The organism is Sporolactobacillus caesalpiniae, assembly GCF_040513385.1.
Taxonomy (GTDB): domain Bacteria; phylum Bacillota; class Bacilli; order Bacillales; family Sporolactobacillaceae; genus Sporolactobacillus.
Window position 1 is genome coordinate 219,327 of record NZ_JBEVCB010000006.1, and the last position, 13,709, is coordinate 233,035.

Here is a 13,709-nt window from a genome sequence, read left to right on the forward strand (position 1 = left end):
TGTGATTTAAAATTAAGGTTGTGTTGCATGTTTTGGACGTTTCATTAAAGAAAAAAAGCCGAGAAGTGCTCTCCCTAGCTATTCCCGCTATGGTCGAGAGCCTCCTGCAAACCGTTGTCGGCTTTGTCGATACATTATTCGTTGCTCGGCTCGGTTTAGTTGAAGTAACTGCAGTAGGTGTCGCCAATACGCTGCTCGCAGTGTATATCGCCGTATTCATGGCCATTGGTATTGGTACTTCCTCGATTATCGCGAAACATATTGGCGCGGGAGATATCGAAAGCGCTCGTGAAGCGGCGCGCCTGTCAACATGGATTACGCTAATAGCCGGGCTTCTATTTGGCGTGCTGACGTTATTTTTTGCGGAACAACTCCTTCATCTAATGGGGGCAAGCGATGATGTGCTCAGTCAAGGCGCATTGTATTTCCGTATTGTCGGCACACCTTCACTTGTCATTTCATTAATGCTCAACTTTGGAAACGTGTTGCGTGCTTCCGGCAATACCGTATCACCCATGATGATCAGCTTCTGGATGAATATCATCCATATCATTCTGGACTATGTATTAATTTTTGGCATCTTCCAGTTTACTGGATTTGGCGTGGGCGGTGCCGCTGCAGCAACTGTTCTAACAAGAATTTTCGGTGCCCTAATGCTCTATTTGGCAATTCGTCGATCTTCAGTTCACTTCTCCTTTTGGCGGCCTAAGCGCGTTCGCAATAAATCGATCACTTTGGAGATTATCCGTTTATCCATTCCTGCAACTGGCGAACGGCTGATCATGCGGCTCGGCCAAGTTGTTTATCTTGGCTTAATTGTCCATATGGGGACAGAAATTTATGCGGCAAATGCTATTGCCGAAAATATTGAGACCTTTGCTTATCTACCCGGGTTGGGCTTAAGTGTTGCGGCAACAGTACTCGTTGGAAAAAAGCTTGGGGCAAAAAAATATAAAGAAGCGTATTCCTATGGGTTGCTGGCGGCTATGATTTCAGTAGTGATTATGATTGTTACTGGAATCCTGCTCTTTTTCCTGACACCGTTTTTTGCCGGATGGTTTACGGATCATGTTAGCACGGCAGCTATGATCACCTTAGCGATGCGCATTGACGCCTTCTTTATGCCCCCACTTGCGATCGGCTTAGTGCTCGCGGGGGCACTTCAAGGCGCAGGCGACACAAAGACACCAATGTACAGTACAGCGATTGGTATGTGGGGCATTCGTGTTCTCTTCATTTATTTACTTGGCGTGCAAGGCAACATGGGCATTGCCGGAATATGGATCGCTCAAGGAATTGATCTGACCGTCAAAGCGGCTTTTCTGTATTATTGTTTTCGAAAAATGTTCAAACACGAAAAAGTCACGAACGTTTCTGAAGAAAAATAGCTCGCTTGGCTTCTTTAAAAGCCCATCAGTGAGCACATAATCACATGTCTATTATCCTGCAATATGCCTTTTTTATAAAAACTCGGTCCATTAGTCTCTTTTCCATAATCAGCATGCATATATAATGGAGACAAAACAATGATCCGGGGTGGATTTCGATGCCGATTCCTCAGATTCGGACAGTGATTACAACAGGTCAATCGATGAAAAATACCTATAATCAACTTGCAGCCTTAAGGCAAGAAAAGAAGGCATTACAGTATCAGGCGGATCAAATTCATTTCCATACTGATTCTGGGTCGGGCACAGAGTCACTCACTCGCATTGAAACGAGTATCTCAGGTTTGAATCGGCAGATCAATCAGATCCAATCAGAGCAGTCACCTGCTTCAGTCGATCGAATGACAATCAGCGATACTGCCTATCAATTATACAATCAGATTCGAGCATAATAAAAATCGAGAGTCCTATGGGCTCTCGATTTTTATTATGCGTGAGGCAGTTTGCTGATTATTTGATTAACAAAGGCATCAAGAAAATGGTGGTCTTCTTGTGTGCCGTGAAAATTTGTGCAGAATGTCATTTTTTTTCTAAAGGTTGTTACCGCAATCTGAAAATAAGGCGCATATTTAATCGAGCCTGAAATAAACACATCACGAATAACAAGTCCCGCAAAGCTTAACTTCTGCTCATCAACGATGCCAATATTCGTCATTCCATTAACAGGGATACTGTAAATAGTTGGGAAAATTCCTTTTGCTTCTGCGAGTGTATGGTTTTGATACGCTTCTTCCAAGTCCCAATAAACTCGGAGCGGCTCGAGGCTCCCCTTTTCCACTTCCATTACTTTTCTGACGCTCATCAGTGCTTCATCATAACTTTCCCCAACATGACTCGGCACGACACAAGTAATATTTGAAGTTAAGTTACAAAATCCGGGCCGGCTGCCAACTGGCAAATAAGCGCGTAAATTAACCGGACAATCAAGAACAATAGGATTTGCGTTCACTACTTCAGACAATGCGCAGACATATGCCGCAAACAGTGCATCGTTTATAGTCGCACCCTTACTTTTCGCATAGTTTTTTATATAATCAAATTGAGATGCTTTCACCTCATGGGTAATGATGAACGGATTATTCTCGTCCCCAGCAAGTGGAAGATGATCTATCTTACTCTGTTTATAATTAGTCAGCTTCGCGTGTTTAATTTGCTCCAGTTGCTCTGCGTTCATCGTGTCAAAGACTTGATGAATACTGCGTGTGTGCGGGTGCGGATTGGTTATCAACGCTTCAGCAGTTGGTTTCCTCTCTGCAAGCCGCGTATAGCACGAGCTTAACAAATACAGATAGTCTTTAAATCCTCCGCCATCACAAATCATATGGTTCAGTATGATCGCTAACGAATCCTGATCATTATTCCGCACAATGGCGATCCGTAATTGAGGACCTATTTTTTCGTTCAACTTAACGGTTAGATTTTTCTGAATAGAATCTTCCACATCGTCTGTCTCCACGACAAGTACCATGTCTTGACCGCTCCATCCCGCTTCTTCCCAATATGCTTTATCATCACTTTCAACATAGCGGCATTCAAGCAACGGCAGCACAGGAAGCGTTTCTTGAATGGCTTGACCAAGCATTTTCTCATCAATTAGACCATCAAAGCGAATGACCGCATGCAAATAGTGATCATTTTTCTTCTTTTCTCCAGAGACAAAGTGTTTAATATCTGCACTTTCAGCCGCATATATATTATGTTGCATCGTTATTCATTGTCCTCCTCTACTACTTCAACTTTCTAAAGGCTCTTCGTTCTGCATAACCACTGCACGTAGGACAGACATAAATTAAGTGACCATGATCATCCATGTATTTTCTCATTCCCGATGTATGTCGATGGCAAAGTACGCATTTCTTCCCATGAAACAGCTTGTGTAACCAATTCATGGTATGATGCGGCTCCTTCCTGTATAAATGTAGTTGACATAATTATATAGTGATCAATGCTTGCCAATCAAATATAAGGTATTGGGACGATACGAACCATTTAACCTGTTTCCGTAAAATTTTTATTTTCGTACCAGTAGTAAAAAGTACCGGACTAACCAAAAGGTTAATCCGGTACTTTTCATTACTTTTTGATTTGCGTCAGTTTAAGCAAGGTACGCTTCACGCACTTGTTCATTTTTCATCAAATCACTACCCTTTCCATCAAGTACAATTTTACCGGTTTGGATAACATAACCTCTATCAGCGATTTGAAGAGCTTGATACGCATTTTGTTCAACAAGCAAAATGGTCATGCCCTCTTTGTTCATTTCCTTGATGATATCAAAAATCTGCTCGACGATAATTGGAGCGAGCCCCATTGAGGGTTCGTCAAGCATCAGCAGCTTTGGTTTCATCATAAGTGCGCGTCCAATTGCCAACATTTGTTGTTCGCCACCACTCATTGTTCCACCCTTTTGATTGAGCCGTTCCTTTAGTCGCGGAAAATAAGTGAATACACGCTCCATCCGTTCTGCAATTACATTCTTATCCTTAACTGAAAACGCGCCAATTTGAAGATTTTCACGTACAGAAAGTCTAGGGAAAATGCGTCGTCCTTCAGGAACCTGTGCGATTCCGAGCAATGCTGTCTGATGAGCCTGATTTTTTGTGATATCCATTCCATCAAAAATGATTGAGCCTTTCTTTGGTCGAACTTGCCCACTAATTGATTTTAACGTTGTCGATTTTCCAGCACCATTACTTCCGATCAAAGTGACAATTTCCCCTTGATCAATGTGCAATTCAACACCTTCCAGCGCTTGAATTTGGCTGTAGAAGCTCTCGATTTTATTAACTTCGAGAAAATGCTTCGAAGCAGTATCAGTCATTCGCAACCGCCCCCTTGCCGAGATATGCTTCAATAACTCTTTTGTTGGTCCTGATCTCGTCGGGTTTTCCGGAAGCAATCAGTTCACCATGATCCAAAACATAAATATAGTCGGAAATTTTCATAACCAGCTTCATATCGTGTTCAATAAGGATAATTGTAACATCAAGCTTCGTACGCAAATCATGAATCAAACTTGTCAAACGATCAGTTTCCTTTGGATTCATTCCTGCTGCCGGTTCGTCAAGCAATAGGATCTTAGGTTTTGCAGCCATTGCGCGCCCGATCTCCAAGCGGCGCTGAGCCCCATAAGCTAGATTCCCAGCATTCTCATTAACATAATCCTCAAGTCCTACATACTTCAGGATATCATAGGCTTCAACTTTTGCCGCCTCTTCAATTTTCCGAATATGCGGTAACTGTAGTAAAGTACCAATCCAGTGGGATTTCAGGTTTTGATGCATACCCACGAGCACATTTTCCAATACCGTCATTTCATTAAATAATCGGATGTTCTGAAAGGTACGTGTAATTCCAAATTGAGAAACCTGATGTGGTTTTAAACCGACGAGTGATTTTCCGTTAAGCAAAATATCTCCGGAAGTAGGTTTATAAACAGCAGTCACCATGTTGAAGAATGTTGTCTTACCCGCACCATTTGGTCCAATAACTGCAGTAATTGAATTTTTTTCGACATTCATTGTAATATCTGAGGTTGCCGTCAAACCTCCGAAGTTTTTTGTGAGATTCTTTACTTCCAAAATATTCACGAGTCGGCACCTCCTGATGTGGCTTTATCACGAGCCAATGCAGCTTCAGCAGATTCTTTCTTCAGCACTTCAACATTTACTTTACGATTTTTATGCGGAATTAGCCCTTGTGTTCGATACAAGGCAAAGATGATCAGCAACAATCCAAAGATGAGAAGCTGCATTTTTTCAGGTGATATTGCAGGCGGGATTGAGATACCATAGTCTGCGCTAATTGATGATAACCAGTTAGAAATGTTGGTTAGTACTTGAGTTCTAAGGATGATAACAACTCCCGCGCCAAGAATGACTCCTGGGACACTGCCCATTCCACCAAGAATAACCATTACAAGTACCATCGTCGATTCTAGATAAGTAAAACTCGTGGCGTCTACGAACATTTGCTTTGCAGCGAAAACGACTCCCATCATTCCCGAGAAGGAGGCGCCAATCGCGAAGGCAGCCAACTTTGTCTTGACCAACGGAATTCCCATCGCCTGAGCGGCAATTTCATTGTCTCGTACTGCTTTCCAAGATCTTCCTAATTTTGAATTTTCTAATTTACGTACGACATATATGACAACTAGAAAAATGCCGAAGACGATGTAGTAGAATTGGCTGGAGCTCCCAATACTAATTCCAAAAAAGTTAGGCGGGGTAATCGAAGCGATACCCATCGATCCATTCGTAATATTAATTGGATGATCCATATTGTTTAGAAGGATTCGAATAATCTCGCCGAATCCCAATGTAACTATTGCCAGATAATCACCACGGACACGCAGAACAGGGACACCAAGCAGGATACCAAATAGTGCCGCAACGGCTGCACCAACAATGATAAAGATCCAAAAGGAACCTCCCGGAAGCGGATAATGACCAAAAGGCATGAATTTAGAGGCTTGTTCGCTGGCAAAGATTGCGTAAGAGTACGCGCCAACCGCGAAAAAGGCGATAAATCCAAGGTCGAGCAATCCGGCAAATCCGACAACGATGTTAAGTCCTAATGCCATTGCACAATAGATGCCGACTAGTGTTCCAACTTCCATGTAGGTTTGATATGAATCACTTTGGCTTGCAATAAAAGGCATGATGATGGCGAGGATCACAATGCCCGAAATCCACTTCGCCCTCAAATTAAAGTTTAGATGGTACAGTATCAGAATTGAGAAAAGCAGCATCAAGAACGCAATTGTCGAATCAGGGAGCAAGAAAAGTCCCGCTCCTGCCAGAACAACATACGCGATAAACAAGATGATTTGATTCTTTTTGCTTTGCATAAATTTTCCAAAGAATGCACTCACACTTTCCACCTACACTTTCTCTACGACGGCTTTGCCAAATAAGCCTTCTGGTTTGAAGATAAGTACCAGAATCAGAATAATAAAAGCAAATACGTCTTTATATTCGGCACCCATAGCGCCGTTAGTAATTATAGAAAGGTTGGCAGCTGCAAACATTTCAAGAAGACCAAGCATAACGCCCCCGAACATTGCACCGCGGATGTTACCAATTCCACCAAGGACGGCAGCAGTAAACGCCTTGATACCCAAGATAAATCCAATATAAGGGTTAATTGTGCCGTATTGGATCATGAAAAGAACGCCTGTTGCTCCGCCTAGTGCAGAACCTATAAAAAAGGTTACAGAGATGACACGGTTAACATTAATTGTCATGAGAGAGGCAGTGTCGCGGTCTTGAGCAACCGCACGCATCGCCATTCCCCACTTTGTCTTGTTTACAAAAAGATCTAAGGAGATAAGCATGATGATGGTTACAACGAGTACCAACAAAAAGGATGCTTGGAATGTGGCGTTGTTAAAAAACGGCAGCACATGATGAATATCAATATTGAATTTATGGTTAAACATCGAAGGAGCCGTAATAATATAGTTCCCTGTTTTCAGTTCCGCGATAAACCGAACAGCGTCCTCGAGCACAAAAGAAATACCAATTGATGTGATCAGTGCGATTAATTTAGGCGCGTTCTTTCGTCGCAACGGTCTATATGCGACACGTTCAATGCCAACGCCCAACATACCGGTCACTGTCCCTGCTAAGATGATTACAATTAAGAAAACAATCAGAGCAGGTAATGAAGATAAAAGCCCGAACCCCATCAATAGAAATAGAATAGTCGCTCCAATATAGGCACCTGTCATGAACACGTCGCCGTGTGCGAAGTTAATCAATTCGAGAATGCCATAAACCATTGTATAACCGATCGCTACGACTGCATAAACAACGCCAAGCGTCAGGCCATCAATGAGTACTTGGGGCAAGTTTTGAATAATATGTGCGAGCATTATCTCACCACTTTCCCAAACTAGTTGTTTAAATTAGATGTATTTTTAATGGTAAAAGAGACATTCTCAGTCCTATATTATGTGAAATTTCCTTTTAATAAATCCTAAAAGGGTATAGCCTAATGCTCCATACCCTTTTAGTCCACATCAGATATTTATTGACCATTCACTACTTAAAATAGTAGCAATTTACTTATTACTGGCTGATTTCAGCTTTTTGAACCGGTGGATATTTCGCTTGATCGAAGTTATAAATGTAAACTTTAGCGAATTTGTTGTCACCTTTATCATCAAAGCTTACTTTCGTTGTCACTCCATCGTAGTCTTTGACTGCGCGGATTGCTTTAGTTACTTGTTCGCGAGTTGGTTTCTTGCCGTCATTGTCATCGATTGCTTTCATAAGCCCTTTAAGAATGACACCCGCAGCATCATAGCCATATGCTGAGTATGATTCAACATTTTTACCGAATTTTTCTTTGTATTTCTTAGCAAATTCCTGACCTTTTTCTGTTTTCGTAACATCTCCGGCAACAGATGTCAGGTATACACCTTTAACTGCATCGCCGGCAATTTGTACGGTGGAAGAAGAGTCAAGACCGTCGCCGCCCATGATCGGACCGTCAAATCCTTTTTGACGTGCTTGTTTAATGATAAGTCCACCTTCTGCATAAACACCGCCAAAGTAGATCAGATCAGGTTTCTTTGTCATGGCTTGGCTGAGCACGCCATTGAAGTCAGTTTCACCAACTGTGATGCCTTCATAACCGACAATATCTGCACCAAGCTTTTTAGCTTGATTTCTGAATTGGTCCGCAAGACCGGAGCCATAAGCTGTTTTATCCTGGATAACGAAAATCTTCTTAGCTTTCAGTGTTTTAATTGCATAGTTTGCACCGGCAGGACCTTGGAAATCGTCACGTGCGCAGATACGGTTAACAGTTTTCAATTTACGATCCGTAACAACAGTAGCTGTTGTTGCCGGAGAAACCATCGGTAGGCTATTTTTTTCATAAACTTCGGAAGAAGGAATTGCAACGCCTGAGTTCAAGTGACCGACAAGGGCTAGCACATTTTTGTCAGATGCGAGAATCTGAGCGTTTGCCACACCTTTTTTGGGATCTCCTTGATCATCAAGGTCTTTCAACTTAATAGTAAATCCCTTTTTTTCAAATGCCGCTTTTTGATCGCTAATCGCCAATTCAGCTCCAAGACGGATCGCATCTCCAAGAGTTGCGCTACCACCGGATAGCGGGGATTGACTTCCGATTTCGATAACAGTCTTACCACTGGAACCACCTGATTTTGAAGAGCACCCGCCAATAACCCCTAATAATAAAGAAATAACTGCCAATAGTGGAATAATTTTCTTTAATTTCATTTTAACCCTCCTTTTTATAAAAGCGAAACAACTTTAAAAACTCAGATAATTTTATGTAGAACTCACCCCCGCAATATAGTTCTATCTTTTCTCTGTTTTTAATGCGGCTCTTTAAAGATCATAGTAATTTATTATGAGCATATAGTCATTATCTATGTAAGAATATCTTACATCGTTTTTACTATTTAGACAATTCGAAAATGTAATAAAAACTGATAGCATAGCCTTTTGCAGCGTTTTCAGACACGTGTATTTCCTTGTTAATTGATTTCTGAAAAAACACTATTATTTTGATAAATATAAAAAAAGCACCAATCATCTACTGATTGATACGAGAGTCTTTTACAGAATTTACACAGTTTTGAATGAAGAAACCATAGTTTGCACTTGATTAGATACATAGTCAAGATTATCAGTGATCTGTTTGAGACGTACAATTTCTTCGGATACAGAACGAAGCGTATCAATCGACGCCTCGCTGCTTGAGGCGTCTTGAGCGGTTCTCATTTCTATCTCATCGGCGGAATGGTTAATTGATTGCACAATGTCATCTAGATCTCCGCTTTCCTTTGTTGTAATATCGAGTAATTGATCTGTTTTTTTCGAGATATCGCCAACATTTTTGGTAATAAAATTAAAAGTGCTGACTGTCGATTTAATTTGTGTTGTCGATTGATTTACCATATCACTCGTATTCTTGATATCAGACAAGGTTCGATTTGTCTCTTCCTGTATATTCCGAACAAGTTCGCCAACTGATTGCGTTGCTTGTTCTGTTTGCTCAGCGAGCTTCGACACTTCCTTGGCCACAACCGCGAAACCTCTTCCAGCCTCTCCGGCGCGTGCAGCTTCAATAGCCGCATTAAGCGCGAGTAGCTGAGTCTGTTCACTAATATCATTGATCACGGTAACTGCTTTGGTAATGGCCTCAGACTGTATATGTAGTTGATTGATTCGTTTCATTGTTCCGTCCATTTCGCGTTCAAGACCACTAGCCAGTTCAAGCGCAACAGAGGACGCCGTATTCGCTCGAAGCATTCGGTCTTTGGTATCATCGGTATTCGCGCTCACTTCATGAATTAACGAGCCCATCTCTTGGATGGACGCAGAAAGGCCATTAAAATGATCGCGAGCGTTTTGAAAAACGCCATTCTGCTCTTTTGCTGTTAGCACTAATTCATCCACAGTTTGTCCGGCAAGATCCATGCCGCCAGCTATTTTTTTTGTCATCTTCGACACAGTCGCTGATACACTTTTAGATGAGTTGGCAGACACACCGACACGCTTGATCATTGCCATTTGACTGTTAATAAATTTGTTGAACCATCGTGATAGTTCACCGATCTCATCATTTGAATTTTTTTTAAGGCGCTTCGATAAATCTCCCTCACCTTCTGCAATTTCTTGGAGTATCCCAACCGTTTTTCTGATCGGCGAAGTCACCATATTTTTTGCAGCGAAAAAAACGGATGAGGAGAGTATCAACCATGTCGCCACGGTACACCCTATGCCGAAATTAAGCGAATGATGAAAACCAATACCGTTTATTACAGACGCGATCAGGGCCGCAACCGAAAAATAAACAGTTATACGTAGATTCAAACTCTTAAAATTATAGATCTCCGATATGTCTCCCTCACACATCATCCCCCATACTTCATCTGAATGTGGCGGACGAATCAACGTTCCCTTTCCGCCAACCATGATATGCCGGTAGTCCGGGTATCCCGGCCAAGTATCTAAATTGCTGCCATTATCAATCGTTTTTTGTATGCCGGGATGCAATTTTTCAGTTTTCGGATCGATAAACCGAACCTCAAACTCTGTATGTTTTTCAATTTGAACCCTACCCCACTTTGCGGTACGTACGCCATCCTTAAGATTATCGCCGAGCGTAAACGTATCGTCTTCAAATCGACTTCGTGAAATCGCTGTACCTGGTAAAATATTTCGGTTGGATCGTACCATGAACAAATAGTTGTCACCTGAGTCCTTATACACATGCGTGTCTTCATCCTGAATAACATTGCTCATCGTGTCATTCAGAACCCTTCCCATAAAGACTCTAGGAATCCCTTTCCCATTCACAGTTGGCAAAGAAAACATTAAAGTTACTTCATCTGAAAAATGAAATCTGCTTAAATCAAGATTTAATGTACGTTCATCTATGTATGGTCCGTACATTAATTTTTTATTTTGCAAAGCATACTCGTAATTGGGCAGATCCGCCATTGAACTACTAAGATGCTTCTCACATGTTGTGACTAGGACGTCTCCATGTTCATCGAGCAACATGAACTCAATAAAAGAATCACTATGTTTCAACTGATCCTTCATCGCAGCTGTTATGTCTGTTCCTCGTTCATCATAACTATTGACAATCTGATTTGCATTTTCCAACTCAGCCCATCGATCACTGAACCAGTCAGTGAGCGCCTTCTTTCGTCCTTTCGATATTCCCTCAAATATTTTTTTTGACTTTTTTTCAATATCTCTGTTTAACGCGTGCATGATTCCTGCTGCCAAAATAATCAAACCTCCCACAATTTAATATAAAGCTTAGCTTCACCAAACATCTGGCACCGTCTCAACGCCCATGGATATCCTAGTGTCCGGCGAGCCGCAGGATGCGATGGCTTCTGCTAAACTTTTACGATTATATAATCTCTTATTGTGTTAAAATGTCGCTCTATCTGTATTTATGATACTATTAGTGAATTAAAAGGCTGTTTCAAAACAATTGCGAATGTTTCACGCGTATTATCTATATTCAGAACCGATTACCTGCCTCTTTTGTTTAATTTTACCTATATTTTTATTCTCGACATTCTTTTACAAATTCTTTAATGCTCATTTTCATTAAGAAACTAGTCGATTGATTAAAAACAGTTTATAATAAAAATGCCAAGTAAACCATGAGGAGAACTGATGTAATGCCAATAAAAATACCGCAGCTGCTTCCGGCGCGCGAAATTCTTGAAAATGAAAATATTTTTGTTATGGACGAAGATCGTGCAATTACCCAAGACATTCGTCCATTAAATATATTAATATTAAATCTGATGCCTGAAAAAGAGATGGAAGAGACACAATTGCTCCGCCATCTGAGTAATACCCCGTTGCAGGTAAATGTGTCGTTCATGAAGACCGCAACCCATCAATCCAAAAATACGAGTCATCTTCATCTCGATCAATTCTACACCGTTTTTGACGAAGTAAAACATAAAAAATTTGACGGCCTGATTATTACAGGCGCACCTGTAGAACGGATGCCTTTTTCTGAGGTAGATTACTGGGAAGAGTTGACAGAAATCATGCATTGGGCCGACAGTCATGTTACGTCCACCTTGCATATTTGCTGGGGAGCTCAGGCCGCATTGTATTATCACTTTGGTATTGATAAGATTCGCTATCCCGAAAAACTATCAGGGGTGTTCCCGCACACACTCTATGCACCCAAAGAAAAACTGCTTCGCGGTTTCGATGACGTTTTTTTTGCGCCGCATTCCCGCTATACAGATGTCGATCGCAAAGCTTTGGCTCTGCATCCGGAGATCCATGTACTCTCCGGATCAGAAGAAGCAGGCCCGTTTATCCTGATGGCGAATCATGGGAAACAAATAATGATTACCGGACATCTCGAATACGACACGGGAACGCTTGCTACCGAATACCAACGTGATTTAAAGAAAGGAATTAATCCAAGCTTGCCAAAACACTATTTCCCTAGTGATAATCCTGAGAGACAACCTTTGAACATTTGGCGTTCTCACGCGCATCTGCTCTTCTCCAACTGGCTTAACTACTATGTTTATCAAGAAACTCCGTATCAATGGGATTAATCATCTCTTTTGTGAATTAATTCAAAAATAAAAAACTCGGCAGGCGCCGAGTTTTTTTAACATCTATCAGACCTTACTGTTCATCCAGTCATACTGCTTATCATGGAACGTGTGTTCAATGGTTCCAACCACATCTTCTTTAATCAGCAACTGTGCTTGTTTAATCGCCGTATACACGGCTTCGCTCTTAGCCGCGCCATGCACTTTAATAATTGGTGCCGCAAGGCCAAAGAGAAGCGCGCCGCCATATGCTGATGTGTCCATATGCTGCTTCACAGATTTTAATTTCCCGTACATGAGACCGGTCAGTACTTTTGTATATAGAGAGCTGCCTAGCGTTTCCTTGAGCAGCTTCATTAATGACATAGCCGTACCCTCAATACTCTTGAGCACCATGTTGCCCGAAAATCCGTCTGCCACAATCACATCGGCTGGACCTTCAAGCAGCTCACGTGATTCCACGTTGCCGACAAAGTTGATTGGCGCATTACTCAACAGCTTATAGGCCTCTTTCACCAGTTCATTTCCCTTTCCCGCTTCCTCACCGATATTCAGAAGGCCAATTCTTGGGTTGGGACGATGCATCACTTTCTCTGCATAAATTGCTCCCATGATCGCGTATTGCAACATATTCTCCGGCTTTGTTTCCGCATTTGCCCCGACATCAAGAAACAAAAATCCTTTATTCTGATGAATAGTAGGTAACGTTGGGGCAAGCGCAGGCCGATCAATTCCTTTAATACGCCCGACACCGAATAATCCGGATGCCATCAGTGCCCCGGTATTTCCGGCAGAGATAGCGGCAGAACAACGTTTTTCACGAACCTCCTGAACTGCCAAAACCATTGATGCCTGTTTTTTCCTTCGAACGGCTTGAACCGGCGCATCTGTACCTTCGATCTTCTCTGTTGTGTGCAGAATATCGATTCGATTCTGTTCACCAACCAAATTCACTAACTTATCCTTATCACCAACAAGAGTGATCTGAAGATCCGGAAATTCTTTCAGCGCCTTCAATGTTCCTTCCACCATTGCATCAGGAGCGTGATCTCCACCCATAGCATCAATAGCTAACCTCATCATTTATTCTCTCCTTTATTAAAAAACATTCCGTCCTGTACTTTCTAATGTTTATCGTTCCGTACATCATTATAATTGATTCTCGA

General features: G+C 41.8%; 11 protein-coding genes. 3 read left to right on the forward strand and 8 right to left on the reverse strand.

Features of this window, described 5'->3' with window-relative positions; translation table 11 throughout:
- The first annotated feature begins 32 nt into the window (after positions 1–32).
- Positions 33–1,388, forward strand: coding sequence for an MATE family efflux transporter (locus ABWW58_RS13380; RefSeq protein WP_353869596.1), 1,356 nt, complete (start codon positions 33–35; stop codon positions 1,386–1,388).
- A gap of 158 nt (positions 1,389–1,546) precedes the next feature.
- Positions 1,547–1,840 carry a hypothetical protein gene (locus tag ABWW58_RS13385; RefSeq protein WP_093669093.1) on the forward strand — a complete coding sequence of 98 codons (294 nt, stop codon included), beginning with the start codon at positions 1,547–1,549 and terminating at the stop codon, positions 1,838–1,840.
- 35 nt (positions 1,841–1,875) lie between these two features.
- On the opposite strand, the gene ABWW58_RS13390 is transcribed toward ABWW58_RS13385, so the two are convergent.
- The 7 genes from ABWW58_RS13390 to ABWW58_RS13420 all read right to left on the reverse strand — a co-directional run bounded on the left by ABWW58_RS13390 (position 1,876) and on the right by ABWW58_RS13420 (position 11,227).
- A complete protein-coding gene (locus ABWW58_RS13390; RefSeq protein ID WP_353869597.1) occupies positions 1,876–3,153 on the reverse strand; it encodes a hypothetical protein in 1,278 nt (425 codons plus the stop codon).
- A gap of 390 nt (positions 3,154–3,543) precedes the next feature.
- Positions 3,544–4,269, reverse strand: a complete 726-nt coding sequence (locus tag ABWW58_RS13395; RefSeq protein WP_353869598.1) for an ABC transporter ATP-binding protein — start codon at positions 4,267–4,269, stop codon at positions 3,544–3,546.
- Positions 4,262–5,038, reverse strand: a complete 777-nt coding sequence (locus ABWW58_RS13400) for an ABC transporter ATP-binding protein (RefSeq protein ID WP_093669087.1) — start codon at positions 5,036–5,038, stop codon at positions 4,262–4,264. Before ABWW58_RS13400 ends, ABWW58_RS13395 begins: the two co-directional genes overlap by 8 nt.
- Entirely contained in the window at positions 5,035–6,297 is a 1,263-nt protein-coding gene (locus ABWW58_RS13405; RefSeq protein WP_353869723.1) for a branched-chain amino acid ABC transporter permease, read from the reverse strand. Before ABWW58_RS13405 ends, ABWW58_RS13400 begins: the two co-directional genes overlap by 4 nt.
- Positions 6,298–6,330: 33 nt before the next feature.
- A complete protein-coding gene (locus tag ABWW58_RS13410; protein WP_093669085.1) occupies positions 6,331–7,323 on the reverse strand; it encodes a branched-chain amino acid ABC transporter permease in 993 nt (330 codons plus the stop codon).
- Positions 7,324–7,519: 196 nt separating this feature from the next.
- Entirely contained in the window at positions 7,520–8,701 is a 1,182-nt protein-coding gene (locus tag ABWW58_RS13415; RefSeq protein WP_353869599.1) for a branched-chain amino acid ABC transporter substrate-binding protein, read from the reverse strand.
- Between the two features lie 351 nt (positions 8,702–9,052).
- On the reverse strand, positions 9,053–11,227 hold the full coding sequence (locus ABWW58_RS13420) for a methyl-accepting chemotaxis protein (RefSeq protein WP_353869600.1): 2,175 nt from the start codon (positions 11,225–11,227) through the stop codon (positions 9,053–9,055).
- 407 nt (positions 11,228–11,634) lie between these two features.
- Here ABWW58_RS13420 and metA point away from each other — a divergent pair, with 407 nt between their 5' ends.
- Complete coding sequence (gene metA / locus ABWW58_RS13425) at positions 11,635–12,543, forward strand: homoserine O-acetyltransferase MetA (protein WP_353869601.1); 909 nt, start codon at positions 11,635–11,637, stop codon at positions 12,541–12,543.
- A gap of 66 nt (positions 12,544–12,609) precedes the next feature.
- Here metA and plsX read toward each other — a convergent pair whose 3' ends face one another.
- Entirely contained in the window at positions 12,610–13,623 is a 1,014-nt protein-coding gene (plsX, locus tag ABWW58_RS13430; RefSeq protein WP_093669670.1) for a phosphate acyltransferase PlsX, read from the reverse strand.
- Positions 13,624–13,709 lie beyond the last annotated feature (86 nt).